This is a genomic window from Gymnodinialimonas sp. JB5-7 (assembly GCF_055693405.1).
On sequence record NZ_JBVFUX010000012.1, the window covers coordinates 934,865 to 960,720 of the forward strand.

A 25,856-nucleotide genomic window follows, 5' to 3' on the forward strand; every position below is an offset into this window, starting at 1 on the left:
AGGTGCAAGACGCGGGCTGGAGATTGAATACCGGTTGTGTGGGAAGACACTGTCCTTCGGACAACGCACCCAATGGCGGTCGCACCGCGCAAACCGGACATTCCCCACAAACGTGAATCGGCGAGAGGCGTTTAGTTCAGTCGTTCCGGCAGCAGCGCCGTGCTGCCCCATTGCCGGGGCGACTGGCCGTACATCCGCTTGAACTCCCGGCTGAATTGAGACGAGCTTTGATAGCCCACGTCCCAGGCTGCCTCCGACACGGTCTTTCCTTCGGCGATCTTCATTGCGGCGTTGTTCAGCCGCATGGATTTCACGAACTGTATCGGGGACATTGTCGTGGCTTCCTTGAACCGCCGGTGGAAGACTGCCCGGCTCATGCCGACATGGTCGGCCATGTCGTCGATGGTGACCTGTTCGTTCAGGTGGGTCGAAAGATAGTCGATGGTGCGCGCGATTTCGTTGCCGACGCCAAAGGCCCGTCTTGCAGCGGCCCCGGCCTCCCCCATGAGCACCGCGTAACACAACTCGCGCAGTCGCCCGGGTCCGAGAACCTCCAGACCAAGCGGATTGTCGAGCAGATCGAGAAGACGCAGCAGTGCCTGCGAGAATTCAACGTCCCAGGACGCCAGTGCCAAAGCCTGTGGCACGCCGCCCCGCGATTGTCTGTTTCCACCAGCGGCGGTCTCGATCTCCATGGTGAGCGCGCGCATCATTTGTGGATCCAGATTGATCACGACGCCGAGCAGTGGGTCCGCTTTGGAAGCGCGTGGCGTCCCTGCCTCGACCGGCAAGGTCATTGGGCACAGCAGGTATCTGTCGCTGCCATAGACATGGTGTTCACCGTCGAGCACAGCTTCCTTGGTGCCGCTGAGAATGGCCACAACCGTGGGCTCGTAGACGGCTGGGACGCAGGGCATGGCCTCGGTCACGCGGAAAAGCTGGACGCCCTTCAGTGCGGTATCGACGAGGCCTGCCTTTGGCAGACGACGCTCGATCAGGGTTTTGATCTGGTCTTTGCTCATGCACATTAGCTGGCAGAGGACTTTCCTCTTTACAATAGGTTTGAGACGATTGGGCAAGTATTCGAGATCATTTCGCCTATTTGCCCGCCCAATCCGGTTCTATCTGTGCCTTCAAGAAACAACATCCCTAACCGCCAGTCTGGACTGGCAGGAGACAAAAATGGCAGATACGACATTTGGACCTAAAGGTTGGACACCCGAGCGCCTCGGCGACCAGTCAGGTAAAACCTACATCATCACCGGCGCCAACGCTGGCGCGGGCTTTCAGGCCGCGCGCATCCTTCTGGGGAAGAACGCCAGGGTGGTGATGCTGAACCGCTCGGCCGCGAAATCCGAGGCGGCCATCGCGGAGCTGAAACAGGAAATTGGCGAACAGGCCGATGTGAGCTTTATCCGCATGGACCTGTCCGTTCTGGACAGCGTGCGCGAGGCTGCCGATGACGTTCTGAAGACGGTGCCTCGGATCGACGCGCTGATCAACAACGCGGCCATCGCGCAGGTGCCGACGCGTAATCTGACGGTCGACGGGTTCGAAAGCCAGCTTGGCACCAACCACTACGGACATTTTCTGCTCAATGGACTGCTCTTTGACCGCATCACCGAAAGCAAAGGCCGGATCGTGGTCGTCGCGAGCCTCGGCTACAACATGGGTCTCAAGACCATCAAGTTCGACGATATGAGCTGGGATGAAGGCTACGGGGCAAACACTGCCTATTCGCAGAGCAAGCTGGCGCAGATGATGTTCGCCTATGAATTGCAGGACCGGCTGGCCGCTGCGGGGCGGAAAGATGTTGGGGTTTTCGTCTGCCATCCCGGCTCATCGGCGACGTCATTGATCACCACGAGCGGAAGCCGGGTCATGCGTTTGATTTTCTGGCTGATGACCAAGACGCCAATGGTGCAGACTGCAGAGCAGGGCTCCTACCCGGAGGTCATGTGTGCCACCGAAGAGGCCCTGACCGAGCAACGCGCCCTTTATGGCCCAACGGGTCGCATGGAAGTGGTTGGCCCTGTCGGCAAAGGCACATTGAACGCCCACGCCTACGACAAATTGATCATGGCCCGGCTTTGGGATGAGTCTGAAAATGCCGTTGGGTTCGAATGGAGAATCTGACAATCAATGGACATCCGCTGCCAGCGAACCTGCCAGCGGAGCGGACATTGGTGCGCTGTGCAGTATTGGGGGCGTCTGGTCTTAAGCCCGCCGTTCGCAGCCGTTGAAAAGCCACGCGTTCAGGCTTCGATCCGGCGCTCCTGTCAGAGGCCGTATTTCGGGCGCTTCTCACCCACCGACTTCATCACGCGGACGAGTTCCTGGCTGATGCCCGGCTCACTTAGCGCATGGCCGGCGCCGCGGATCATGTGGAGGCGGCCTGCAGACCAAACCCGGTCGAGGGCGTGGGCCGAGGCGGGGGGGCATATCATGTCGTAGCGGCCCTGGACGATGACGCCGGGGATCTGGGCGATGCGGTGGGCGTCGCGCAGGATCTGGCCGTCCTCCTCAAGGAAGCCCCTATTGACGAAGTAGTGGTTTTCGAGCCGGGCAAAGGCGCGGGCGTAATCGGCGGGGCTTTCGCCGCCATGGCCGTCGCTTTCCATGCTGGCCAAGGCATTTTCCCATGCAGCCCAGGCGCGGGCGAAGCGGGTCTCGATCATCAGATCGCCGGAGAAGAGGCGGCGGTTATAGGCGGCAATCAGGTCGCCCTGCTCCTCCACCGGCACGAGGTTCGCGAACCGCGCCCATTGGTCGGGCCAGAACTGGCCTGCGCCACCGCCGTAGAACCAATCAAGCTCTCGCTGCATGGACAGGAACACGCCGCGCAAGGCAAGGTAGGCGGTGTTTTCGGGATGCGCTTCGGCGTAGATCAAGCCAAGCGTCGCCCCCAGGAGCCGCCGAAAACGGCCCAACGGTCGATCCCGAGGGTGTTCCGGATGCGTTCGATATCGGCGACGAGGTGCCAGGTGGTGTTGTCGTTGGTCGAGGCATGGGGGCGCGAGCGGCCGCAGCCGCGCTGATCGAACAGGATGATGCGCCAAACGGTCGGGTCGAAATAGCGCCGCATCGCAGGGCTGCACCCGCCGCCGGGCCCGCCATGGAGCACCACAACAGGCGCGCCGCGCGGGTTACCGCATTGTTCGACATAGATGTGGTGGCCATCGCCAACATCGAGCATCCGTTGATCAAACGGGTCGATAGGCGGAAACAAATGCGCGGCTGCGCGCTTTTGGCCGGAGAACTTGTCCATACTCGTCCTATATAGAGCGTGACGCCATTAAGACTGACTAAAGTTGCAAGAGATGTCCATGAACGCTGCGCCGCAAACCACTGTAGATGACGGTGAAATCGCTAAATTTGAGGCAATGGCCGCCGAATGGTGGGACACGGAGGGCAAATTCAAGCCGCTTCATATGCTGAACCCGACGCGGCTGGACTACATCTGCGCCCAAATCGCGGCGGAGTTCGGGCGGGACCTTAAAGACGAGGCTCCGTTTGCGGGGCTGCGGATTTTGGACATAGGCTGCGGCGGCGGATTGCTGGCCGAACCGATGGCGCGGCTGGGTGCGGATGTCGTGGGCGCCGACGCGGCGGAACGGAATATTCCGGTGGCGCGGGTGCATGCGGAGCAGTCGGGGTTGGAGATCGACTATCGCCACACGACGGCTGAGGCGATGGCCGCGGACGGCGAGCAATTCGACGTCGTCCTGAACATGGAAGTCGTCGAGCATGTGGCTGACCCGCTGGCCTATCTGACGGCGTGTCAGCAACTGTTGAAGCCGGGCGGATTGATGGTGTGCTCGACGCTGAACCGGAACCCGAAAAGCTACTTGATGGCGATCATCGGGGCCGAGCATGTGATGCGTTGGTTGCCCAAGGGCACCCATGAATGGTCGAAGTTCATCACGCCGGACGAGTTGTTCGGGTTGATTGAAGAGGCGGGGTTGGACCCGGTGGACCGTAAGGGATTCGTGTTTAACCCGGTGCTGTGGACCTGGGGGTTGAGCGACCGGGATCTGAGCGTGAATTACGTGACCGCGTCCGTGAAGCGCTGACGCGCCGGGGGCCTTGCCCCCGAACCCCCAAGGTATTTTTGAAACAAGGAAGAGGGGCGCGCCTAGCCTTCGCCTTCCAGCTTGATCCGCATCTCTCGCAGGATCGGAAGGGTGGCGCGGACCTTTTCCGCACCGATTTCCGAGACGGCCTCGGACAGGATTGGGGCGATGGCGGAGATCGCGGCATCGCGCGCGCGGCGGCCGGCGGGGCTGATGGAGATCATCTTGCGGCGGGCATCATCCCAATCGGGGCGGACATGGATATGGCCCGCCCATTCGAGGCGATTGAGCGTGTTGGTCATCGCGCCACGCGTCAGATGGAAGGCACGGGCGAGTTGGGCTGGCGATTTCTCATCATTGCTGCGGGCAAGATGGTTGAGCACGGAAAAATGGCTGAGTTCCATGCCTTTAGGGAGGGCCTTGGACAGGCGCGCGCGCGCCAGCTGGTCCACCATGAAGACCTCGCTAAAGAGCGCAACAGAGAGAGGATCATCGGCCTGCGACATGGCGCGGATAAGACGCCGCGTTGCGGCATGACGCAAGGGTTAACGGTGCCGCAGGGTCATTCAGCCGCGAGAAGCGGGTCCAGTTTGCCGGTGCGTTCGAGCGAGGCCATATCGTCGTAGCCGCCGATATGCTGATCGCCGATAAAAATCTGCGGAACGGTGTGGCGCCCATTGGCGCGGCCCATCATCTCCTGCCGTTTGGCGGGATCTGCGGCCACGTCAATCTCGGCATAGCTGATGCCTTTTTCGGTGAGCATCCGTTTTGCCGCGTGGCAAAAGCCGCAAAGCGGCGAGGTGTAGATTTCGACGTGCGACATGATGCGGTCCCCGTGTTCCGTCTGCGTTGCGACGCTAACCTAGGTATCCCGGCCCACGCGCGCCAGTGCCAGGACAGACACTTTTTTGGCACCGGCTGCCAGACAGGCTTGCGTGGCGGCCGCGAAGGTGGCGCCGGAGGTCATGACATCGTCCACCAGAATGACATTGCGGTCGCTTAGAACATCGCCGCGTCTGGGATGGGCGACGATGGCCTCATCAACATTCTGGTGGCGCGCCTCCCTGTCTTTGCCTTCCTGAGACGGGGTTGGGCGCAGGCGCAAAAGCGCCATTGGCTCCACATCGAGCGGCACCGGCGTGTTGCGGGCCATGGACCAGGCCAACAAAGCCGCCTGGTTGAACCGGCGGCGGGCAAGACGGGTCCAGTGTAGGGGAACGGGAACAATCAGTGGGGTGTCTTGCAGCATGTCGGCACCGGCACGGGCGAGCCAGGGGCCCGCCGCGCGCGCGATATCGGCCCGGTCGCCATGTTTCAGGGCGAGAACGAGTTTGCGGCCCACGCCTTCATACCCGAAGACGGCGCGCCCTTTGTCCCATGGGCGGTGCGTCGTTTCGCACTCGCTGCACGTAAGAACCTCATCCACAGCGCCGTTTTGGCCGGGAAGACCGGTGCCGCAAAGGTCGCAGGCTGCCCCGAGGATGAACGGCGTGTCGGACCAGCAGGCGCCGCAGATTGCAAACGGGTCTTCGACCCGCTCCGCACAGCTCAGGCATTCGGGCGGAAACACCGTGTGGAGCATGGTTTGCAATCTCATTTGTGCCCCCTATTTTGCGCCGGTAGACCGGACGCCGGAACAGAGCCTCTTGCACAATACAAACCCTCGCCTGACTGACGCCAAAGCGCTTGCTGCGCACCGTGCCCGCGCGGCGCGTGACCCCGCGCGCTTTTTGCATGACGAAGCCATGCTGGAGCTTCAGGAAAGACTCATGGACGTTAACAGGAGGTTTACGTCGACGGCAATTGTGACGGATTTTCCGAAAATTTGGCGTGAATTTGCCGAGGGCGCACAAATTGTGGGCATGGAGGACACGCTTGCGCTGAACGAGGGCGCGCATGATCTGGTGATCCACGCCATGTCGCTGCATTGGGCGGACGACCCGGTGGGGCAGATCGTGCAATGCAGGCGCGCAGTGAAGCCGGACGGATTGTTCCTTGGTGTGGCCTTTGGGGGCGCCACACTGTCCGAGTTGCGCGCGGCGATGGGCGAGGCGGAGGCGCAGGTGATGGGTGGGATCAGCCCACGGGTCGCGCCGATGGCCGAGGTGCGGGATATGGGCAGCCTGCTGCAAAGAGCGGGGCTGGCCCTGCCGGTGGCCGACAGCTTGCGCAAGCGGGTGACCTATTCCAACGCGATTGCGTTGATGCATGACCTGCGCGCGATGGGGGAAAGTAACGCGCTGGCCGCGCGACACAGGGCTATTGTGCCGCGGGCGTTGTTTCCGACGGCCGCCGCGATTTACGCGGAATCGCACCCGGCGGAAGAAAATCGCATCCAAGCGACGTTCGAGCTCGTATTCCTTACAGGTTGGGCGCCACACGATAGCCAGCAACAGCCATTGCGCCCAGGCGCTGCCACCCACCGGCTTGCCGATGCTCTGGGCGTCGACGAGTTTGACGAAACCGCAAAACCGGTCCATGACCGGCCCGACGTTGAGAGCCCGAAAAGCCGATGAACATGATGCAAGCCAGCCCCGCGCCAGCGCTCGAACATGCCCCTGCCGACCACCCAAGGGTGAAGATGGGCAAGGTTGGCATCCTGCTGGCCAATCTCGGCACGCCGGACAATTACGATTACTGGTCGATGCGCCGGTACCTGAACGAGTTCCTGAGCGACAAGCGGGTGATCGACTATAGCCCATGGATCTGGCAGCCGTTGTTGCAGTTGGTGATCCTGACGAAGCGGCCGTTTTCGTCGGGCGCGGCGTACAAGTCGATCTGGAATGAAGAGGCCGGGGAAAGCCCGCTGATGACGATCACCAAGGATCAGGCCGCCAAGATGAAGACGCTGATGGCGGATCGTTATGGCGACGATGTGATCGTGGATTTCTGCATGCGTTACGGCAACCCATCAACCAAATCGAAGGTGGATGAGTTGGTGGCGCAGGGCTGCACCAAGATCCTGTTTTTCCCGCTCTATCCGCAATATGCGGGCGCGACCTCGGCCACGGCCTGTGACCAGTTCTTCCGGTCGCTGGAGAACATCAAATGGCAGCCGCAGGTGCGCACGGTGGAGCCCTACTACGAGCATCCGCTTTACATTGAGTCGCTCGCGCAGAGCATCGAGCGCGCCTACGGCGAGTTGGAGAACCGCCCTGACGTGCTGGTCTGCAGCTATCATGGTGTGCCGAAGCGGTACCTGATGGAAGGCGACCCGTATCACTGCCAGTGTCAGAAGACGACGCGCCTTTTGAAGGAACGGCTGGGCTGGGGCGACACGGATATCGTGACGACGTTCCAGAGCCGGTTTGGGCCGGAGGAATGGCTGAAGCCATACACGGTTGAGGAAGTGGCCAATCTGGCGGAGCAGGGGAAGAAGAAAATCGCCGTGTGCGCGCCTGCGTTCAGCGCCGATTGCATCGAGACGCTGGAAGAGATCAACGAAGAGATCCGGGAAAGCTTTGAGGAAGCGGGGGTGAGGAATTCACCTATATCCCGTGCCTGAACGACGATGACGCGCATATGCATGCGCTTGCGACGGTGGTGGAAGAGAACCTGAAAGGGTGGCTTGGCTGAGCGACCTTTGGGTGGGGGTCCTCAGCCCCGCCTCGCCGCTTTGATCCGCGGGTGATCGAACAGAAAAGGCAGCGCGTTTGGCGAGCGCCGCTTTTGCATTTTCATGGAACAAAGATGGACGGGATTGCCCTGTCAGGCGGCGAGGGCCGAGACGACGGGGTGGCCGGTAAATTGCTTGTCGCCCACGCGCACTGTCACCATGCCATTGGCCAGCTTGCGGACAAAATTGCCTTGAATGGACACACAGGTCCCGATGATCACGGTGGTCAACACAGCCATATCCCCCATAGACGTGTGCTCAAATGTTAGCCGGTTTGATTAAGAAATCACTTACAAAATTACGTCTGTGCGCAACTTTCTGAAGTTTTTATGCGCTTTGTGGATAAATTTGCGGGTAATCCGGCCCGGATGTGGCGTGATCCGCCCGTTCAAAGCCAATCGCGGAGAATCGGGATCAGGGGGATATCGGCTGCTGGCATGGGATAGTCGCGGAGTTCGTTCGCGCGGGCCCATTTCAGCGCCTGCCCTTCGCGGGATTGCGGGATGCCCTGCCACTTGCGGCAGGCGAAGAGGGGCATGAGCAGGTGGAAATCATCGTAGCTGTGGCTGGCGAAGGTGAGCGGCGCGAGGCACGACGCCCAGGTATTGATGCCGAGTTCCTCTTGCAGCTCGCGGATCAGGGCCAGTTCGGGGGTTTCGCCGGGTTCGACCTTGCCGCCGGGGAATTCCCAGAGGCCGGCCATGGATTTCCCCTCGGGCCGTTGGGCCAGGAGGATGCGGCCATCGGCGTCGATCAGGGCGACGGCAGACACCAAAACGGTCTTCACGAGCGGTAATCCGCGTTGATCTGGATGTAGCCGTGAGTCAGGTCACAGGTCCACATCGTTGAGGTTCCTTGGCCAAGGCCGAGGTCGACGTCGATCAGGAGTTCCGGATTCTTCATGTAAGCCGCGCCTGCATCTTCGGAGTAGCTGTCGGCGACCCAGCCGTTTTCGGCCACGAGGATGTCACCGAAGCGGATGGTGAGTGTGTCGCGGTCGGCCAGTGCGCCGGATTTGCCGACGGCCATGACGATGCGGCCCCAGTTCGGATCCTCTCCCGCGATGGCGGTTTTCACGAGGGGGAATTGGCGATGGCGCGGGCGACTTTGCGAGCGTCAGTGTCAGACGCGGCGCCGGTGACGCGGACTTCGACGAATTTCGTGGCGCCTTCGCCGTCACGGACGATCTGGTGGGCGAGGTCTTGCATGACCGTCCGGAGCGCGGCCTGGAAGGTCGCGTCAGGCGCGGTGATGGGCGCGTTTGCGGCGCGGCCCGTGGCGGCGAGCAGGACGGTGTCGGAAGTGGAGGTGTCGCTGTCGACGGTAACGGCGTTGAAGCTGACCTCGTTCGTGGCGCTGAGCATCTGTTGCAGCGCGCTTTGCGTCACGGCGGCGTCGGTGAAAACGTAGCCGAGCATGGTGGCCATGTCGGGTGCGATCATGCCGGAACCTTTGGCGAAGCCCATGATCGTGATGGTCTTGCCGTCGATCTGGCAGGTGGCGACCGCGCCTTTGGGGAAGGTGTCGGTTGTCATGATGGCGCGGGCGGCGACATCAGACGCGTCGGCGCTGAGGGATTGGGCGATGGAGGGCAGCGCGTCGGTGATCTTTGAGCTGGAAGAGGCTCACCGATGACGCCGGTCGACGAAGTGAAGATGTGGCCCTGCGGCAGGCTCAGAGCCTGCGCAGCGGCTTCGGCGATCAGGGCGACGTCGGTGACGCCGCGCTTGCCGGTGAAGGTGTTGGCGTTGCCGGAATTCACGACGATGGCGAGGCCTTGGTCGGTGCTGACGTTCGGCAGTTTGGCCTGACAATCGAGCACCGCGGCAGAGCGCGTCGCGGAGCGGGTGAAGACGCCCGCGAGGGTGGAGCCCGGCGCAATTTCAGCCAGCATCACATCGACGCGGTCTTTGTATTTGACGCCAACAGCGCCCGCAGCAAAGCGGACGCCGTCAATTGCGGGCAAGTCGGGGAAGGCGGCGGGAGCGAGCGGTGAGACCGCGTATTTGCTGCCGCCGGTGGCGACGGCCACCTTGCTTGGTGTTTCCGACATGGTGGCCCCTTCCGCCCGTGATTACTCCGCGATCAGAGCTTGGTCACGGATCACGGCGGGGTCAATCTCCACCTCGTGGCGGTCGATCTCGGCGGCTTCGGTCAACTCCTGCAGGCGGGTGTCGACGCGGGCACGGCGGAGCGTTTCCTCAAGCTCGGGCGCGACCTCTTCGAGGGTCGGCAGCGGCTGTTCGCGGGTCTCGTTCAGGAGAACAACGTGCCAGCCGAATTGCGTTTGCACCGGGGCGGAGACGCCACCAACCTCAAGCGCGAACACGGCTTCTTCAAACTCGGGCACCATCATGCCAGCGCCGAACCAACCCAGCGCGCCGCCATTGGGACCTGACGGCCCAATGGAGTTCTCGGCGGCGAGTTCCGCGAAATCTGCACCTTCGGCGAGTTGGTCGATGATGGCCTGCGCCTCTTCCTCGGTTTCCAGAAGGATATGGGCGGCATTGTATTCAACGGTCGGCTCGGCCGAGCCATAGATGGCGTCATATTCTGCCTGAAGCTCTTCCTCGGTCAGTTCGGCCATGGCGACATCGTCCATGAACATGGCGGCGAGGAAGGCGCGACGCTCATTCTCGAGGCCCAACTGCATCTCGCGGCTGATTTCGGATGCCTCGGCGGCCTCGGCCAAGAACCTGTTGCTGGATCAACTGCTCCAGCATGCCGTCAAAGAGCACCTCATCGGGCAGGGTCTGGTATTCGGCGGGCAGCATCTGGCGCATGGCGATCAGGTGGCCGACGGTGATCGCCTCACCGTTGACGGTGGCCAGCACAGTCTCTCCGTTCACATGGCCGTCGGCAAAAGCAGGGGCGGCCAGGGCGAGCGCCATGGCGCCGGACATCAGAAAGCGTTTCATCGGGAAAATCCTTGTTGGGGGCAAAGCCGCGAAATCGCGGGATCGCCTTACGTTGACTATCATCGGGCCGACCCTTATCTCGCTGATGGGTTCATCTCGGGGCCTTGGCCGTTGGCGGAAGATGTAGACCGCCGCGATGGGCCGAACAACCCACGACACCCACACGATATGTTCAGATGCGATGGGCCGCCGAAGCGTGGTCCGAGAAGAGGTTGAGATATGTTCGGAAAGCTGGCGAAGAAGGTGTTTGGATCGCCAAACGACCGCAAGGTGAAAGCCGTCCGTACCGATCATCGACAAGATCAACGCGCTGGAATCCGATTTCGAGCGTCTGAGCGATACGGAAATCGTCGCGAAGACAGCGGAATTCCGCAACCGCGCGCAGAACGGCGAAAGTCTGGATGATCTGCTGCCCGAAGCGTTCGCCAATTGCCGCGAGGCCGCCAAGCGCGCCCTTGGCCTGCGCGCCTTTGATGTGCAGCTGATTGGCGCGCTGTTCATCCACCAGGGCAATATCGCCGAAATGAAAACGGGTGAGGGCAAGACGCTTGTGGCGACCTTCGCGGCCTACCTGAACGCGCTGACGGGTGAAGGCGTGCACGTTGTGACGGTGAACGACTACCTCGCCAAGCGGGACAGCGAGTGGATGGGCAAGGTGTTCACGGCGCTCGGCATGACCACGGGCGTGGTTTATCCGCGCCAGCCCGATGGTGAGAAGAAGCAAGCCTATGCCTGCGATATCACCTATGCGACGAACAACGAGCTTGGGTTCGATTACCTGCGCGACAACATGCGTGGGTCCATCGACCAGATGGCACAGCGCGGCCACAACTTCGCGATTGTGGACGAGGTCGACTCGATCCTCATCGACGAGGCGCGGACGCCGCTGATCATTTCGGGCCCGACGCAGGACAAGTCTGACCTGTACGTCAGCATCGACAAGATCATCCCGCATGTTGAAGATCAGCATTTCACGCTGGATGAAAAGACGCGCCAGGCGACATTCACCGATGAGGGCAACGATTTCCTGGAAGAGATCCTGCACCAGGAGGGCATCCTGCCCGAGGGGCAGTCCCTTTATGACCCGGAAAGCACGTCCATCGTGCACCACGTCACCAACGCGCTGCGTGCCCACAAGGTGTTCACCAAGGACAAGGAATATATCGTCCGCGATGGTGAGGTTGTGCTGGTGGATGAATTCACCGGGCGCATGATGCCGGGCCGCCGCATGAGCGAGGGCCTGCACCAGGCGATCGAGGCGAAGGAAGGCTGCAAGATCCAGCCCGAGAACGTGACCCTGGCGAGTGTGACGTTCCAGAACTACTTCCGCCTCTACAACAAGCTGGGCGGTATGACCGGTACGGCGGCCACCGAGGCCGAGGAATTCGCGTCGATCTACGGGTTGGGTGTGGTGGAGATCCCCACGAACCGTGAAATCGCCCGGATCGATGAAGACGATGCCGTCTACCGCACTGCGCGTGAGAAGTATGAGGCCATCGTGAAGGCGATTGCCGACGCCCATGGGCGCGGTCAGCCGGTGCTTGTTGGCACAACCTCCATCGAGAAGTCGGAGATGCTGGGGCAGATGCTGGAGAAGGCGGGCTTGCCGTTCAACATCCTCAACGCGCGCCAGCACGAGCAGGAGGCGCAGATCGTCGCCGATGCGGGCAAGCTGGGCGCGATCACCATTGCCACGAACATGGCCGGGCGCGGCACGGACATCAAACTGGGCGGCAATGTCGAGTTCAAGATCATGGAAGCAATTGCCGCTGATCCCGATGGCGACCCCGAAGAAATCCGGGCGCGGATCGAGGCGCAGCATGAGGCGGATGAACAAGCCGTGAAGGATGCTGGGGGCCTTTATGTTCTGGCCACCGAGCGGCACGAAAGCCGCCGCATCGACAACCAGCTGCGCGGGCGTTCTGGCCGTCAGGGTGATCCGGGCAAGTCGAGCTTCTTCCTGTCCCTGGAAGATGACCTGATGCGCATCTTCGGGTCCGAGCGGCTGGACAAGATGCTCAACACGCTCGGCATGCAGGAAGGTGAGGCGATCGTGCACCCTTGGGTGAACAAGTCGCTGGAGCGCGCGCAGGCGAAGGTCGAAGGGCGCAACTTCGACATCCGCAAGCAGTTGCTGAAGTTCGACGACGTGATGAACGATCAGCGGAAGGTCGTGTTCGGCCAGCGCCGCGATATCATGAGCGCGGAGGACATCGCCGAGGTCGCCAAGGATATGCGTGACCAAGTGATCGAGGACATGGTCGACACCTACATGCCGCCCAAGACCTACGCCGATCAGTGGGACGTCGACGGGCTGAAGGAAAGCGCGCAGAAGGTTCTGGGCGTCGATCTGCCGATTGAAACCTGGGCCAACGAGGACGGCGTTGACCAGGAGGTTGCGCTGGAGCGGCTGGAGAAGGCGGCGGACGAATACATGGCCTCCAAAGCCGCGCAGTTCGGCCCTGAGCAGATGCGCAACATCGAAAAGCAGGTACTGCTCCAGACCATCGACCAGAAATGGCAGGAACATCTTCTGTCGTTGGAACATCTCCGCTCGGTCGTGGGGTTCCGCGGCTATGCGCAGCGTGATCCGCTGAATGAATACAAGACCGACGGTTTCCAGATGTTCGAGGCGATGCTGGATGGCTTGCGGGCCGATGTGACCGAAAAGCTGGCGCGCATTCAGCCGCTGACCCCGGAACAGCAAGAGGCGCTGATGGCGCAGTTGCGCCAGCAACAGGAAGCCGCGCAACAGCAGATGGCCGGTGCAACCGCCGATGGCGGCGGTGCTGCGGCGGGTGCCGGGGCTGCGGGTGCCGCAGGTGTTGCGGCCGCCGACCCGGTGGCCGAGGCGCGCGCTGCAGGCTTTCCCAATGCTGTCGAAGGCTTCGTGGAAGACGATCCGAACAGCTGGGGCAGCCCGGGGCGGAACGATGCGTGCCCCTGCGGATCGGGCAAAAAATTCAAGCATTGCCACGGACGGCTGAGCTAGACCGATTGGGGCGAAATTGCGGAACGTGACGCGATCTCGCCCTTATTTCCCACGTTTTGAGGCTTAATGCGGCCCGAATCCCACCCCATCCTGCCCGCGGGTAAGACTATGTGGAGTGTGGGATATGTTGAATACATTGGTCATCCGAGGCGCCGCTATTTGCGTGCTTGCGTCGGGCGGCGTTCTTTATGCGATGGACAGCGGATTGATCGGCAACGCCAGTTGGATCGGGTGCTGATATCGGTGAAGAGCAGACGCTGACGTCGGATCTCGCGCGCGGTGCATTCGCTGACGCCGGAACTTCCCGTTGTTGCGACCCATGCGGATGTGCGTTTGCCCATGGCGGCAGAGCCGGTCGCGCCCGAAGCCATGGTGGTTCCCGCGACATTTGACAATGCGCCAGAGGCCCCGGTTGTTGCCGCACCCACCGAGGTGAGCGACCTCGGCTTGCCCTGCGATATCACGTTGAGTGCAACGGCCATGCCGGCGGCGATGGTTGCCCTGGATCTCATGGCCCCGTGCCGGACAGAAGCAGTGGTTCAGGTCATGCATTCCGGCATGATGTTTGAAGCGGAAACCGACGCCCTTGGCCTTTTGACGCTGGATATCCCCGCTTTCGAGACACCCGCCTTCTTCTCGGTCACGTTTGACGACGGGGTGGAGGAAACTGTGCTGGTCGGCCTGCCTGACCTGTTGGAATTCGACCGGATCGGCCTGACTTGGCGGGGCGATATGGGCCTTGAACTTCACGCCATGGAATTTGGCGCGGAATTCGGGGGCGACGGCCATGTCTGGCAAGACGCCCCAGCCAATGCCGAAGCCGCCGTGGCGGGTGATGGTGGGTTCCTGACCGAGGTGATCGTCGGCGACAGCTTTGCCCAAGTCTACACCTTGCCCCGCGCGACGCTGCGCGAGGGCGACTCGGTGCGTCTGTCGATTGATGCGCCGATCACGGCGAACAATTGTGCGGCCAGTGTTCTGGCGCGGACCCTTACGCACGGAAGGCGCAGGCCCGGTGGATATCACCGAGCTGACCTTCACCGTGCCGGGCTGCGACGCGATTGGCGACGTTCTGGTCTTGCAAAACCTTCTCGACGACCTGAGACTCGCCTCGAATTGAGGTCAGTTTGCGGGATGTCCCATGGGATACCGGATCGGGGCGGCCATCGGGGCCGCCCTTTCCTTTTTAGGCTGTATCGCGGCGGCGCAGGACGTCGAATTGCGCTCGCTCGACGGGACCGTGGAACTTGAGGGCAACCTGACTTCCTATGACGGGGCGTTCTACCGGCTGGAGACGGTTTACGGCGCGCTGACAGTTGCGGCGGAGGGTGTCTCGTGCGCCGGGCCGGGATGCCCTGATCTTGGAACCTTCGTGGCGGAGGCACGGATTGCGGGGGCGGCAACGGTCGCTGAGGGCTTGTTGCCGGCCTTGTTGGAGGCCTTCGCGGACGCGCAGGGGATGACCATTGAACTGGCCGGAGATTTCGGCCCCACCTATATCTTGCGCCGCGAAGACGGATCCCCGGCGGCGCGCTTCACGGTTGTTCCGGGCACCACCGACGATGGATTTCTGGCCTTGCTGAACGGGGAGGCAGACATCGCGCTGGCCTTACGCGAACCCTCCGCCGCGGAACTGCGCGCGGCCGAGGCCGCGAGTCCTGACGACCCGCCATTGGACGACCGCGTGCGCGTTTTGGCGCTGGACGCGCTGGTGCCCGTGGTGTCGCCCGAGAACCCGCTGGACAGCCTGACCCTGCCACAGATCGCGCAGCTCTTCTCAGGCGAGGTGGTGAATTGGCAGGACCTTGGCGGGCCGGACGCGCCGGTCGCCTTGCATCTGTTGGCGCCCGGGCTCGGGCTTGCGCAGGCGTTTTCCGCGCGCGTCTTGTTGCCCTCGGATGCGGGGCTGTCCGCCAACATCGTGCGCCACGAAAGTGCCGCCGCATTGGCGGAGGCCGTGGCGGGTGACGCCTATGCGGTGGGCGTTACGGCGCGATCCGGGATTGGGCCTGCCCGCGCCCTGCCCTTGTCCGGCGCCTGCGGCTTTGCCCAAAGCGCCACGGGCGATGCAGTGAAGGCTGAGGATTATCCGCTGACCGCGCCGGTCTACATGTATCTTGCGCCGCAACGCCTTCCGCTTTTGGTGCGGCAGTTCCTGGCCTTCACGGAGACGGAGGAGGCAGAGCGTCGTGTGCGCGATGCGGGCTTCGTCGACCAGCTGCTGACGCGCACGCCCTCTGGCCTTGCAGGGGGAACGTCTGGCCAGCGCGATCCGCGCGGGGGGCGAGGATGTGGCGCTGGAGGATTTGCAGGAGATGATCGAGGTGCTTGGTACGGCGGAACGGCTGTCGACCACGCTGCGCTTCAATCCGGGCGGGACGGCGCTCGACATCCAATCGCGGGCATCGATTGCGCGGCTGGCCATGGCGGTGGAACGCGGGGTCTTCGACGGGCGGCGCTTGATCTTTGCCGGCTTCTCGGACGGGGACGGACCGGCGAATGTCAACGCGCGCCTGTCGCTGCGACGGGCGGGCGTGGTGCGCGATGCGTTTCTGGCAGCCTCTGGTGCTGCGGCGCCTGACAGGGTGGAGCTTGTGACCCACGGCTTTGGCGAGGCGATGCCAATGGCCTGTGATGACACGGATTGGGGGCGAGCCGTGAACCGACGGGTCGAGGTGTGGCTGGACTAGAGGTTGCGCCCGCTTCGCGGTCGCCGGGGGCGAGGGGCAAGCCCCTCGCGCTCCCCCTACAGGGGTGAACGACGGTATTTCGGCGGTCAAATTTGCCCGAGTTGCACAGAGCCGGTCCAGAAGGTGCATTTTCATGGAACAAAGATGGGCTGGACGCGCATCATCTGGACCTTTGGGGGCGTGGGTGACGGCGTCAGGTCAAAGATAACCTTCGGACCGGAAGCTGAGCTCGCGCGCTTTGCCGATGACCAAGTGGTCGTGAATTGTGATGTTAAAGATCTCAGCCGCGTCGCGAATTGCGAATGTCATCTCGATATCCGACTGGCTCGGGGTTGGGTCGCCGGAGGGATGGTTGTGGACGAGGATGAGCGCGGTTGCGTTGAGCTCCAGCGCACGTTTGACGACCTCGCGCGGGTAGACCGGCACATGATCAACGGTGCCTTCGGCCTGGGCCTCATCCGCGATCAAGACGTTCTTACGATCGAGGTAGAGGACGCGGAATTGTTCGATATCGCGGTGAGCCATGGCGGTTTGACAATATTCCAGCAGCACATCCCATGAGCTTAGGATCGGCTTTTGCATGACCTTGGCGCGGGCCATGCGGTGACCCACGGCTTCGATCAGCTTCAGCTGGAAAACGACCTTGTCGCCGACACCGTCCACCTCTTTCAAGCGGGAGGGCGCGGCGGCGAGGACGCGGTTCAGATCGCCGAAATGGGCGATGAGGCGTTTGGCGAGCGGCTTGGTGTCGCCGCGCAGGATCGCGCCGTAGAGGACCATTTCCAGGAGCTCATAATCCGGCACGGCATCGGGCCCACCTTCGGTGAAGCGGGCACGCAGACGGTCGCGATGTTTGAGGCGGTGATCTTCGGCCCCCTTGGACGGGCCAGCCGCCTTGCGCACAGGCATGGCCTTCATGAATTGGGGCGAGGCTTCTTCAAAGGAAAAGGCGGGTTGGTCAGACATGCTGCGCAGCCTGCCGCGAATTGGTTAACGAAGCGTTATTCGCCGGGCGGCGGTGTGGGTTCGCGCCGGAATTTGGAGGAGAAGGGATACATGAATTGCTTCCAGTACCCGCGGGGAACGGTATCACCAACGACGCCGTATTGCTCGGGCCATTCGCCTTTGTCGGGCAGATGGTGCGTACCGAACAGCCAATCATAGATCGGGAAATGGCTGGAATAGTTGATGTCGATCGCGGCGCGGTCGGAGCCGTGGTGCCAGTGGTGAAATCGTGGGGTCACAATGAAGCGTTCCAGAAAACCCATCTTCCAACCGATATTGGCGTGGATGAAGCTGGACGAGAAATAGACGATCAGCAGATAGGCCTGGATCGCCTCGGGCATGAAGCCAAGCGTGAACATCGGCACGGCGGTGAGGCTGCGCAGGATGGCGATTTCGATGAAGTGCATCCGCGCGCCGGCGAGCCAGTCCATTTTCTTGGTGGAATGGTGGATGGCGTGGAAGTTCCACAGGAAGGGGAAGGTGTGGAAGGCGCGGTGGACCCAGTATTGTACGAAATCCGTGGCGGCCATGATGACGATGACCTGCACCCAGAAGGGCATGGAGGCGATCCACGCGCGGGTGGCATCGAGGTCGATGTTGGCGTTCACGTAGTTGGCGGGAGCCAGCGTGATGAAGCCTAGGACCTGCACGAACATCGACGAGATGAGGTAGTAGAACATGTCTTCCTGCCATTCGGGGCGGAAGACGGTTTGCTCGGACCTTGCCGGGAAGAAGCGTTCGAGGGGCACGAAGAGGAAGCCCACGACCAACACGTTGATGATGAAGTAGTCGAGCCCGAAGTAGAGGCTTTGGGGTGGCGCGCCTGCGGTATCGGGTTGGGTGGTAGCCATGAGGCTGGCGACAACCGTGACCGCCAAAGCGGCCCAGCCAAGCGATTTGCGGCGCCCGATGATCAGCGACAGAAGCGCCAGTGCGTAGCCTGACAATAGCAGGAAGCGCATCACCACGGTCATGATGCCGTTTTGGTGGATAAACGCGATCTCGGGGTAGCTGAAGGTCTCCGGATACCAGCGCAGCAGCACGATCAGGAGGCCCGCAAGGCCGGCCAGAAGTGCGAGAGACCCGCTGAGCCAGCCGGAACCCAAAGGGCGGTCTTCGCGTGGGGTTTCAAGATGCGAGATGATTGATCGAAGGATGCCCATAGCAATCGCCTAGCCGTGTCGTTTGACGGAAGTATGGCGCAGCCCAGAGCCGTTCATAGAGGGCAGATTTTCAATTCGCTCCGGCTGTTGCCTTACCGATACTCAAACTCTTCCAGAATGCGCCCGGATGTTGTTGCGGCAAGGGTTTCACCATCGCGGACAGGGATCACATCGAGATTGATCTGGTTCAGGATCAAAAGGCTCTCGGGTTGATCCGGGTGCGGCAGGATCACGGCGCGGACCATCATCTGATCATCGAATTCCGGATCATAGTAGGCGCCGATCAGCTGCACGGCATTGGGCACAGTTCCAAGTTCGATCTCTTCCACGGCCAGAATGCGGGCCTCGGGTGCGGCGGCGAAATTGGCGCCCCAGAAATCATTCTCGAGCAGGCCAGCTGCGACTTGAACCCGAGCCTGCGACGGATCGGCTTCTTCCGCCATCAAGGGGATCGTCGCGTCTGTGACCTGCATCACCTCAAGAAACAGCGAGTCAAATCCATCCGTTGGCTCGCTGGTGAAGGTGAAGCCCACAAAGGCCCCTCCGTCGGGCAGAAGCGCCGTCTGCACCTCAATCCCGTCGCGGCGCGGAATGCTGAGCCGGAACGGTACGGGCACGACGACGTCATGTTCTTCGGCGAAGTCTTCATCGAACGTGTAGGTGTCGGACAACGTGAAATTGGATGGCTCAAAATAGGCGTCGCCCAGAAAACCCGGGACTGGTTCGGTTTGAGCAAAAGCAGGACCGGCCAGAATGAGGCCAAGCATAAATGGAAGAATGCGCATGAAGGGAAACTCCGGTGATTGCCGGAGAAGGCTAGGCGAAAGGCTATGTCGCGGTCAAAGGCGGGAAACCTGCAGGCTTTAGCCCCAGGTTGGGTGAAATTTCCCTGCGGGCGACAACGTAAAGATCTCGGCCCCGTCTGCGGTCACGCCGATGGAATGCTCGAACTGCGCGCTGAGGCTTTTGTCGCGGGTCACGGCGGTCCAGTCATCGGAGAGGACCTTGGTTTCGGGCCGCCCGAGGTTCACCATCGGCTCAATCGTGAAGAACATGCCCTCTTCCAGCACGGGGCCCGTTCCGGGACGGCCGTAGTGCAGGACATTGGGCGGGGCGTGGAACACCTGACCCAGCCCATGGCCGCAGAAATCGCGAACAACGGACATGCGCTTGGATTCGACGAAAGATTGGATCGCGTAGCCGATATCACCGAACGTCTTGCCCGGCTTCACCGCCTCAATGCCTTTGAACAGCGCATCATGCGTCACTTGGATCAAACGCTCGGCTTTACGAGGCAGGTTTCCGGCGACGAACATGCGAGAAGTGTCGCCAAACCAGCCATCAACGATCACGGTCACATCGATGTTCACGATGTCGCCGTCCTTGAGCTTCTTCTCGCTCGGGATGCCGTGGCAGACGACGTGGTTGATGCTGATGCAGGAGGCGTGCTGATAGCCGCGATAACCGATAGTGGCGGAGGTCGCTTCGGCCTCAGTCACCCAAGCCTCAATCTGCGCATCGAGCGCACCCGTCGTGACGCCGGGGACAACCAACGGCGCGATCCGGTCGAGGATGTCAGCCGCAAGCGCCCCCGCCCGGTGCATCCCGGCGAAGTCGTCTGGTTGGTGAATGCGGATGCCGTCTTTCGTGAGGCGGCCTTTGAAATCGTCCACGGGTGTTCTCCGATCCGAAGCGCCTATAATTTAGGGTGGCTCGCAGCGAATTGCCAGTGACGGCCCTATGACAGGGCCTGGGGGTTCGGGTCAACGGGCAGCGGGCCGGTCAATCGGATGCCGTTGGGGGAGATTTCTGTGCCGTGGCACAGAACCTCGACGCCCGCATCGCGCGCGGCGTCGAAGGCTTTGGCATAGCCGGGGTCAAGATCAGGGGCGAGGCGAAAGCGGGCGCAATCGGTGCGTTGCACGACGTAAAGCATGACAGCGCGACCGCCATGTTGGGCGATGGCAGTCAATTCGCGCAGATGCTTCGCCCCACGTTCTGTGACACAATCGGGGAACTCGGCCCAATCGCCGTCACGGCGGAGATGGCAATTCTTGACCTCGACATAGGCATCGGGGCGCCCAGGCTCGCTCAGCAGGAAATCGATGCGGCTATTCTCTGATCCATAGCGTTGCTCTGGTTTGGTCTCTGAATAGCCGGTTAGAGCCTTGATCTGGCCTTCAGCGAGGGCGTCCTTCACCAGCCGGTTTGGCAAGCCCGCGTCGATCCCAGCGTAGTGGCCACCCGGAAGCTCAACCAAGCGCCAGCCGTATTTCAGCTTCTTCTTCGGGTCATCGTTGGGCAGCAGCCAGATGCGCGCGCCATCGTCCTTCAGGCCCATCATGGACCCGGGATTGGGGCAATGGGCCGTTACCTCACTTCCATCCTCCAGCACGCAATCGGCGAGGAAGCGTTTGTAGCGGCGGATCAGGCGGGCGGGGACAAGTGGGGTTGGAAAGATCATGGGGCGCGACCTATACCGTGCGAGGCTGATGTCCAAGGAGGCCCGCGCATGTCCAACCCAACCGCCGCGATGCTTGTGATCGGGGATGAGATCCTGTCGGGGCGCACGCGCGACAGCAACATGAACCATCTGGCCAAAGCGCTGACCGAGCATGGCATCACCCTGCAAGAGGCGCGGATGATCAGCGATGATCACGCGACCATCGTGCGCCAAGTGCGTGAGCTGGCGGAGGCTTACGACCACGTCTTCACCTCGGGCGGGATCGGGCCGACTCACGATGACATCACGGCGGAAGCGGTCGCAGATGCGATGGGCGCCGCTTGCGGCGTGCGGGACGATGCGCGTGCGATCCTGCAAGCGCATTACGACCGGTCGGGGCAGGAGCTGAATGAGGCACGTCTGCGCATGGCGCGGGTTCCCGATGGCGCGGATTTGATCGACAATCCGGTCAGCGCGGCACCCGGTTTCACCCTCGGCAACGTGCATGTGATGGCCGGCGTGCCGAAGATCTTTGAGGCGATGCTGGCGGGCCTGCTGCCGACGCTGACGGGCGGCGCGCCGATGATCTCGGACAGTTTGCGGGTGGAACGCGGCGAGGGTGATATTGCGGCACCCTTGGGACACTTGGCGGAGGCGCATCCTGAGGTTTCCATTGGTTCGTACCCCTTCCAAAGCAGCAATGGGAAATATGGCTCGAACGTTGTGGTGCGCAGTCAGGACAGCGACGCCGTGGCAGTTGTTATGGGCAAGCTGCGCGACTTGTTCCCGGAAGCGGCATGACCGGCGCAGACATCTTCCCCACGGTTGCAACGTCCTGGCCGCCAAGCGCGACCCAGTCGGTTGGCCCTTTGTCGTCGCCGCCCCGGATGCTGGCGGCAATCGCGTCAGCGCAGCGCGGCTGAAAGACCCAAGTGCGCGGGACACAAGCGAGGAGGGATTGGACGCCGCGGAATCTGCCATGCTGGCGCAGGGGCGTGCGCCGCTGTTCCAGGTGCTCGACCATCAGGATGGCCTGAGCAATTCCCTTGATCAGCGCGGCTACATCGCGCGGGATCATACGGACATCCTTGTCATCCGCTCCGCCGATCTGGCTGCCCCGCCCCCACCCGTCACCGCCTTCACAATCTGGCCGCCACTGGCCATCCAGACCGAGATTTGGGAGGCCGGCGGCATCGACGCGGCGCGCCTTGCGGTGATGGATCGGGCGCAATTCCCCAAGACCGCCCTTTTCGGGCGCATTAATGACAAACCCGCAGGCGCGGCCTTTGTGGGCGTGAATGGCGCTGTTGCGATGTTGCACGCGCTGGAGATCGCCCCAACTGCGCGGCGGGCCGGATTGGCCAGCACGATGATGCGCGCAGCGGCAGATTGGGCACAAAAAGAGGGTGCAGCGTGGTTTTCTGTGCTAGTGACGCAGCAAAACAGTGGAGCGCAAAAGCTTTATGCTTCCTTGGGCCTGAAAGCTGTGGGAACATATTGCTACCGGGAAAAGACAGGCGGACCGACCCAGTGAGATTACAAGGCGTGCGCAAAGGAGGCGGCATGGCAGCGCTATGCCTGGCCGCCTTGTGCGCGTCGTCTGGCGCTTCGGCATTGGACCTTGCGTTTCCGGGCGAGGCAGAATTGGTGCTGAGCACTGGGCCCGCGCAAGGGCAGCATCCGATTGCCACTGGTCCGTTCGACAATGGTCAGGTGTCTTTGGCATTGGCGGATGGGATGGTGCAGACGCTGATCTGGCAGGTTAACGGCGAAGGCGTTTCGACCGCTTCGATCCTGCGCAGCGTCAATGAACAGCTCGCCGTCGCAAGACTATGAGGTGACGTTTACCTGTTTTGCCGCAGCGTGTGGCGGGTTCGATTTCCGCCATGCTGTGCCAGTCGGGCAAGCGCCTGAGATGCATGTCGATCTGGGGAACTTTCAATACCTGGTTGCCAGTATCGAGCGTGAGACGGGCGCGGAGCAGGTGGCGCTGATGATCAGCCAAGGTGGTTCCACAAGCTTTGTCCACATGGCGCGCGTCATGCCGGCCGAAGTGGTCGAGACCAACCCGGTGGTTCTATCCAGTCGGTCGCCGGATGCGGCGGACGCACCATTGACCCCGCAAATGGACCCCAGCGATCTGGTGGGGATGCTGACCAGCATCGGGTCAGCCCCGCTTGACGATCTGCGCTTTGCAACGGGCGCCTCGCAGCTTTCGGGGGAGACATACCCTTCCCTCATCGCTTTGGCGGCCTTCCTTGAGGCCAACCCGGCGCGCAGCGTTGTTCTGGTTGGGCACACGGATGCAAGCGGGTCGCTTTCTGGCAATATTTCCCTGTCGCAAGCGCGCGCAGATGCGGTTCGGCGTTTTCTGATCAGTCAGTTGGGTGCAAACCCTGCGCAGATTGAGGCGGAAGGGATTGGCTACCTTTCACCCCGCGCATCGAACACGACGTCTGAGGGACGTGAGGCTAATCGCCGTGTTGAAGTCGTCTTGGCGGATCCCGGTTAATCCAGACGATCCGGCAGGCCCTTCCCATTGTTCCACCATCGATGCGGATTGTTGCTGTTGGGATCATAGGCCGCGCGACTGGCCCAATCTTCGCGCACAAATATCACCGGCTCTTCATAGTGGTGCACGGCAATAATCGCGTCCATGACGGCGGCCAGCGCTCGCGATATCCCGCTCGATCGAGATCTTTAGCTCGACCATCGGGTAGGTCTCGGTGCTGCCGGCTGTGAACCCGTCGACATGGGTGGTGGTAGTCGATCCCTGGCTCAGGCTGCGCGGTTTCGCGCCCGACGGCTGAAATGCTGGCATTGCGCTGATACCGCCCGAAGCTGAGGGGATGCACTTCCATCACCGCATCCAGAATGCGGTCGGTGTCTTCGGGCAGTGTTTGCACTTCCAGAGTAAATACAGGCTCTAACGTGCCGGATAGAGCCTTATAGTAATCCAGATTGACCATTTCACCCTCCATTTTGTTCGCATTATGTTCCCGTGCACGCAGATCGCCAACAAAAAAGCCCGGGTGATGCAAGCATCAACCCGGGGCAAGTTAGGCACGTATCGTCGGCAGGGACGATACAGGCACGGCAAGAGAAAAGACGGTTCAGATTACCAGTCGGTCGGGCCTTTGTCGCGGAAGCTCTCGACAAGATAGTCGATGAAGGCGCGAACCTTGGGCTGGATGTAGCGACCGGGGGGATAGACGGCATAGACACCTTGGACGTCGACCGGCAGGTCGGGCATGGCATCCTCTAGGAGACCGTCACGCATCGGATCGGCGTAAAGGAATGAGGGCAGGTAGGCGATGCCAAGACCGCCGATCGCGGCGTTCAGCAGGCTTTGCCCGTCATTTACGGTCAGCCAACCGGCGGTGCGCACTTGGCGCAGCTCACCCGAGGGGGCCGTCAGCTTCCACACATTGCCAGTGGACGAGTTCGAGTAGTGCAAAAGCTTGTGTTCGTTCAGATCGTCGATGCGATCCGGGCGACCGTATTCCTTGAAATAGCTGGGTGCTGCGATCATGCGGCGCTGCGTTTCGCAGATTTTACGGGCCATGAGCGAGCTGTCTTCCAACTCCCCCACGCGGATGGCCATATCGAAACCTTCCGAGATCAGCTCAACATAACGGTTGTTCAGAACCATGTTGACGGTGATGTCGGGGTAATTGTGCAGGAATTCGCCAAGGATGGGCGAGACGTGGTTCACGCCAAAGTCTGTCGCAATGGACACGCGCAGCGTGCCGGACGGCGCGGATTGCATGGCGGTGACGAGCGCGTCGGCCTCACCTGCGTCGTTCAGGACGCGGCGAGCGCGGTCGTAGTAGGCAAGACCAATTTCAGTCGGTGAAACGCGGCGGGTCGTGCGATTGAGAAGACGCGCACCAAGACGTGCCTCTAGCGAAGAGACATGTTTCGAGACGGCGGATTTCGAGATCCCCATCTTCTTGGCTGCATCCGTGAAGCCACCTTGGTCTACTACCGTAGCAAAGGCTTCCATTTCCGTTAAACGATCCATACCGGGCCTACTGTTGACTGCTCTGACCCTGTTGATGGCGGTGAAATGGGGCGCAAATGGGATGCGGGTTAGACCAAAGCGGGATTATTCCGCGGATCGTTGAAGGCAACGCAACAACGGTTGCGCACGGATTGACGATTGCGCAGCGCGTTGGATCGTCGTTAGCGTCCGCGCAACAATCGCACGAAACAATGGGGACGATGGACATGGATCATGCAGAAGCCCGGGCCGAGATGGCCGCCGCCTTTCGCTGGACCGCGCGCGAAGACATGCATGAGGGCGTGGCCAATCATTTCTCGTTGGCGGTAAATGATGCAGGCACCGAATTCCTGATCAATCCCAAGAAGCATTTCAGCGCCATCAAGGCATCAGACCTGTGGGTTGTGGATGCCGACGACCCGGAAAGCGCCAAGGGCAACGACGCGCCCGACCAGACGGCCTGGGGCCTGCATGGGTCTTTGCACCGCCACGTCCCGCACGCACGCTGTGCCATGCATGTGCATTCGACCTACGCAACGGTGCTTGCGTCGCTGGCGGACTCGCGGCTTCCGGCGATCGATCAGAACTCGGCCATGTTCCACAACCGGCAGGTGGTGGATGAGGGATATGGCGGGCTGGCGTTGGAAGACGAAGGCACGCGCTGCGCCAAGATGTTCCAGGACCCAAGCGTGCGGACGATGATCATGGGCAATCATGGCGTGCTGTTCATTGGTGAGACGGTCGCCGAGACCTTCATGCGGATGTATTATTTTGAGCGCGCGGCGCGGAACTACATCCTGGCACTTCAGACCGGTCGCGCATTGCGGGTGTTGCCGGAAGAGGTCGCGGAACGCACGGCGCAGCAGCTCGATGAAGACCACGGCGCCGATGCAGACCTGCTGCGCGGGATCAGGACCGTGCTGGACCGGGACGAGCCAGATTACGTCAACTAA

The 25,856-nt window shown here is 61.7% G+C and carries 25 protein-coding genes and 5 pseudogenes; 13 read left to right on the forward strand and 17 right to left on the reverse strand.

What is annotated here, in order from left to right; genetic code table 11:
- Window positions 1–131: 131 nt before the first annotated feature.
- Entirely contained in the window at window positions 132–1,022 is an 891-nt protein-coding gene (locus ACZ1HK_RS12965; protein ID WP_472629057.1) for an AraC family transcriptional regulator, read from the reverse strand.
- Between the two features lie 160 nt (window positions 1,023–1,182).
- On the opposite strand from ACZ1HK_RS12965, the gene ACZ1HK_RS12970 reads away from it, so the two are divergent.
- Window positions 1,183–2,136 carry an SDR family oxidoreductase gene (locus tag ACZ1HK_RS12970; RefSeq protein ID WP_472629058.1) on the forward strand — a complete coding sequence of 318 codons (954 nt, stop codon included), beginning with the start codon at window positions 1,183–1,185 and terminating at the stop codon, window positions 2,134–2,136.
- A 143-nt stretch (window positions 2,137–2,279) separates the two neighbouring features.
- On the opposite strand, the pseudogene pip reads toward ACZ1HK_RS12970, so the two are convergent.
- A pseudogene (gene pip / locus ACZ1HK_RS12975) lies at window positions 2,280–3,268 on the reverse strand (prolyl aminopeptidase).
- A 58-nt stretch (window positions 3,269–3,326) separates the two neighbouring features.
- Between pip and ubiG the strand changes: the two are divergent.
- Window positions 3,327–4,073, forward strand: coding sequence for a bifunctional 2-polyprenyl-6-hydroxyphenol methylase/3-demethylubiquinol 3-O-methyltransferase UbiG (ubiG, locus tag ACZ1HK_RS12980; protein ID WP_472629059.1), 747 nt, complete (start codon window positions 3,327–3,329; stop codon window positions 4,071–4,073).
- 62 nt (window positions 4,074–4,135) lie between these two features.
- Here ubiG and ACZ1HK_RS12985 read toward each other — a convergent pair whose 3' ends face one another.
- Genes ACZ1HK_RS12985 through ACZ1HK_RS12995 form a run of 3 tightly spaced genes read right to left on the reverse strand, consistent with a single transcriptional unit; the run spans window position 4,136 to window position 5,670 of the window.
- A complete protein-coding gene (locus tag ACZ1HK_RS12985) occupies window positions 4,136–4,579 on the reverse strand; it encodes a MarR family winged helix-turn-helix transcriptional regulator (protein WP_472630833.1) in 444 nt (147 codons plus the stop codon).
- A 56-nt stretch (window positions 4,580–4,635) separates the two neighbouring features.
- A complete protein-coding gene (grxC, locus tag ACZ1HK_RS12990; RefSeq protein ID WP_472629060.1) occupies window positions 4,636–4,896 on the reverse strand; it encodes a glutaredoxin 3 in 261 nt (86 codons plus the stop codon).
- A 39-nt stretch (window positions 4,897–4,935) separates the two neighbouring features.
- Window positions 4,936–5,670: a double zinc ribbon domain-containing protein gene (locus tag ACZ1HK_RS12995; RefSeq protein WP_472629061.1), complete on the reverse strand. Its 735-nt coding sequence runs from the start codon at window positions 5,668–5,670 to the stop codon at window positions 4,936–4,938.
- A 49-nt stretch (window positions 5,671–5,719) separates the two neighbouring features.
- Here ACZ1HK_RS12995 and ACZ1HK_RS13000 point away from each other — a divergent pair, with 49 nt between their 5' ends.
- Together ACZ1HK_RS13000 and hemH are read left to right on the forward strand one after the other, a co-directional pair.
- Window positions 5,720–6,589: a methyltransferase domain-containing protein gene (locus ACZ1HK_RS13000; RefSeq protein WP_472629062.1), complete on the forward strand. Its 870-nt coding sequence runs from the start codon at window positions 5,720–5,722 to the stop codon at window positions 6,587–6,589.
- 2 nt (window positions 6,590–6,591) lie between these two features.
- Window positions 6,592–7,649, forward strand: a pseudogene (gene hemH, locus ACZ1HK_RS13005) (ferrochelatase).
- 132 nt (window positions 7,650–7,781) lie between these two features.
- Here hemH and ACZ1HK_RS13010 read toward each other — a convergent pair.
- From ACZ1HK_RS13010 to ACZ1HK_RS13030, 5 genes and pseudogenes are all read right to left on the reverse strand, one after another.
- A complete protein-coding gene (locus tag ACZ1HK_RS13010; RefSeq protein WP_472629063.1) occupies window positions 7,782–7,928 on the reverse strand; it encodes a hypothetical protein in 147 nt (48 codons plus the stop codon).
- Window positions 7,929–8,077: 149 nt separating this feature from the next.
- The gene (mutT, locus tag ACZ1HK_RS13015; protein WP_472629064.1) at window positions 8,078–8,476 is read right to left on the reverse strand and encodes an 8-oxo-dGTP diphosphatase MutT; all 399 of its coding nucleotides are present in this window, start codon (window positions 8,474–8,476) and stop codon (window positions 8,078–8,080) included.
- Window positions 8,473–9,742, reverse strand: a pseudogene (argJ, locus tag ACZ1HK_RS13020) (bifunctional glutamate N-acetyltransferase/amino-acid acetyltransferase ArgJ). Before argJ ends, mutT begins: the two are co-directional and overlap by 4 nt.
- A gap of 21 nt (window positions 9,743–9,763) precedes the next feature.
- Complete coding sequence (locus ACZ1HK_RS13025) at window positions 9,764–10,342, reverse strand: peptidylprolyl isomerase (RefSeq protein WP_472629065.1); 579 nt, start codon at window positions 10,340–10,342, stop codon at window positions 9,764–9,766.
- Entirely contained in the window at window positions 10,320–10,607 is a 288-nt protein-coding gene (locus tag ACZ1HK_RS13030) for a hypothetical protein (protein ID WP_472629066.1), read from the reverse strand. The genes ACZ1HK_RS13025 and ACZ1HK_RS13030 overlap by 23 nt, the downstream gene beginning before the upstream one ends.
- Before the next feature lie 219 nt (window positions 10,608–10,826).
- On the opposite strand from ACZ1HK_RS13030, the pseudogene secA reads away from it, so the two are divergent.
- The 4 genes and pseudogenes from secA to ACZ1HK_RS13050 all read left to right on the forward strand — a co-directional run bounded on the left by secA (window position 10,827) and on the right by ACZ1HK_RS13050 (window position 16,289).
- Window positions 10,827–13,599 (forward strand): annotated as a pseudogene (gene secA, locus ACZ1HK_RS13035) (preprotein translocase subunit SecA).
- Window positions 13,600–13,878: 279 nt separating this feature from the next.
- Window positions 13,879–14,850 (forward strand): hypothetical protein, encoded by a 972-nt coding sequence (locus tag ACZ1HK_RS13040; RefSeq protein WP_472629067.1) that lies wholly within the window; start codon window positions 13,879–13,881, stop codon window positions 14,848–14,850.
- Window positions 14,741–15,706: pseudogene (locus ACZ1HK_RS13045) on the forward strand (substrate-binding domain-containing protein); the annotation flags it as partial. The gene ACZ1HK_RS13040 and the pseudogene ACZ1HK_RS13045, both read left to right, overlap by 110 nt.
- 208 nt (window positions 15,707–15,914) lie before the next feature.
- A complete protein-coding gene (locus ACZ1HK_RS13050; protein ID WP_472629068.1) occupies window positions 15,915–16,289 on the forward strand; it encodes an OmpA family protein in 375 nt (124 codons plus the stop codon).
- Window positions 16,290–16,487: 198 nt separating this feature from the next.
- On the opposite strand, the gene radC is transcribed toward ACZ1HK_RS13050, so the two are convergent.
- The 5 genes from radC to sfsA form a co-directional block, all read right to left on the reverse strand.
- The gene (gene radC, locus ACZ1HK_RS13055) at window positions 16,488–17,255 is read right to left on the reverse strand and encodes a RadC family protein (RefSeq protein ID WP_472629069.1); all 768 of its coding nucleotides are present in this window, start codon (window positions 17,253–17,255) and stop codon (window positions 16,488–16,490) included.
- Between the two features lie 35 nt (window positions 17,256–17,290).
- Window positions 17,291–18,457: a sterol desaturase family protein gene (locus tag ACZ1HK_RS13060; protein ID WP_472629070.1), complete on the reverse strand. Its 1,167-nt coding sequence runs from the start codon at window positions 18,455–18,457 to the stop codon at window positions 17,291–17,293.
- A 92-nt stretch (window positions 18,458–18,549) separates the two neighbouring features.
- The gene (locus tag ACZ1HK_RS13065) at window positions 18,550–19,242 is read right to left on the reverse strand and encodes a hypothetical protein (protein WP_472629071.1); all 693 of its coding nucleotides are present in this window, start codon (window positions 19,240–19,242) and stop codon (window positions 18,550–18,552) included.
- A 78-nt stretch (window positions 19,243–19,320) separates the two neighbouring features.
- On the reverse strand, window positions 19,321–20,130 hold the full coding sequence (map, locus tag ACZ1HK_RS13070) for a type I methionyl aminopeptidase (protein ID WP_472629072.1): 810 nt from the start codon (window positions 20,128–20,130) through the stop codon (window positions 19,321–19,323).
- A gap of 65 nt (window positions 20,131–20,195) precedes the next feature.
- Window positions 20,196–20,921 carry a DNA/RNA nuclease SfsA gene (sfsA, locus tag ACZ1HK_RS13075; RefSeq protein ID WP_472629073.1) on the reverse strand — a complete coding sequence of 242 codons (726 nt, stop codon included), beginning with the start codon at window positions 20,919–20,921 and terminating at the stop codon, window positions 20,196–20,198.
- Between the two features lie 48 nt (window positions 20,922–20,969).
- On the opposite strand from sfsA, the gene ACZ1HK_RS13080 reads away from it, so the two are divergent.
- The 4 genes from ACZ1HK_RS13080 to ACZ1HK_RS13095 all read left to right on the forward strand — a co-directional run bounded on the left by ACZ1HK_RS13080 (window position 20,970) and on the right by ACZ1HK_RS13095 (window position 23,412).
- A complete protein-coding gene (locus ACZ1HK_RS13080; RefSeq protein ID WP_472629074.1) occupies window positions 20,970–21,701 on the forward strand; it encodes a competence/damage-inducible protein A in 732 nt (243 codons plus the stop codon).
- Between the two features lie 157 nt (window positions 21,702–21,858).
- Complete coding sequence (locus ACZ1HK_RS13085) at window positions 21,859–22,434, forward strand: GNAT family N-acetyltransferase (protein WP_472629075.1); 576 nt, start codon at window positions 21,859–21,861, stop codon at window positions 22,432–22,434.
- Window positions 22,435–22,463: 29 nt separating this feature from the next.
- Window positions 22,464–22,736, forward strand: a complete 273-nt coding sequence (locus ACZ1HK_RS13090; RefSeq protein WP_472629076.1) for a hypothetical protein — start codon at window positions 22,464–22,466, stop codon at window positions 22,734–22,736.
- A complete protein-coding gene (locus ACZ1HK_RS13095) occupies window positions 22,708–23,412 on the forward strand; it encodes an OmpA family protein (protein ID WP_472629077.1) in 705 nt (234 codons plus the stop codon). Before ACZ1HK_RS13090 ends, ACZ1HK_RS13095 begins: the two co-directional genes overlap by 29 nt.
- 103 nt (window positions 23,413–23,515) lie before the next feature.
- On the opposite strand, the gene ACZ1HK_RS13100 is transcribed toward ACZ1HK_RS13095, so the two are convergent.
- Both ACZ1HK_RS13100 and ACZ1HK_RS13105 read right to left on the reverse strand, forming a co-directional pair.
- Complete coding sequence (locus ACZ1HK_RS13100) at window positions 23,516–23,869, reverse strand: hypothetical protein (protein ID WP_472629078.1); 354 nt, start codon at window positions 23,867–23,869, stop codon at window positions 23,516–23,518.
- 149 nt (window positions 23,870–24,018) lie between these two features.
- On the reverse strand, window positions 24,019–24,924 hold the full coding sequence (locus tag ACZ1HK_RS13105; protein ID WP_472629079.1) for a LysR family transcriptional regulator: 906 nt from the start codon (window positions 24,922–24,924) through the stop codon (window positions 24,019–24,021).
- 206 nt (window positions 24,925–25,130) lie between these two features.
- Here ACZ1HK_RS13105 and ACZ1HK_RS13110 point away from each other — a divergent pair, with 206 nt between their 5' ends.
- Window positions 25,131–25,856 carry a class II aldolase and adducin N-terminal domain-containing protein gene (locus ACZ1HK_RS13110; RefSeq protein ID WP_472629080.1) on the forward strand — a complete coding sequence of 242 codons (726 nt, stop codon included), beginning with the start codon at window positions 25,131–25,133 and terminating at the stop codon, window positions 25,854–25,856.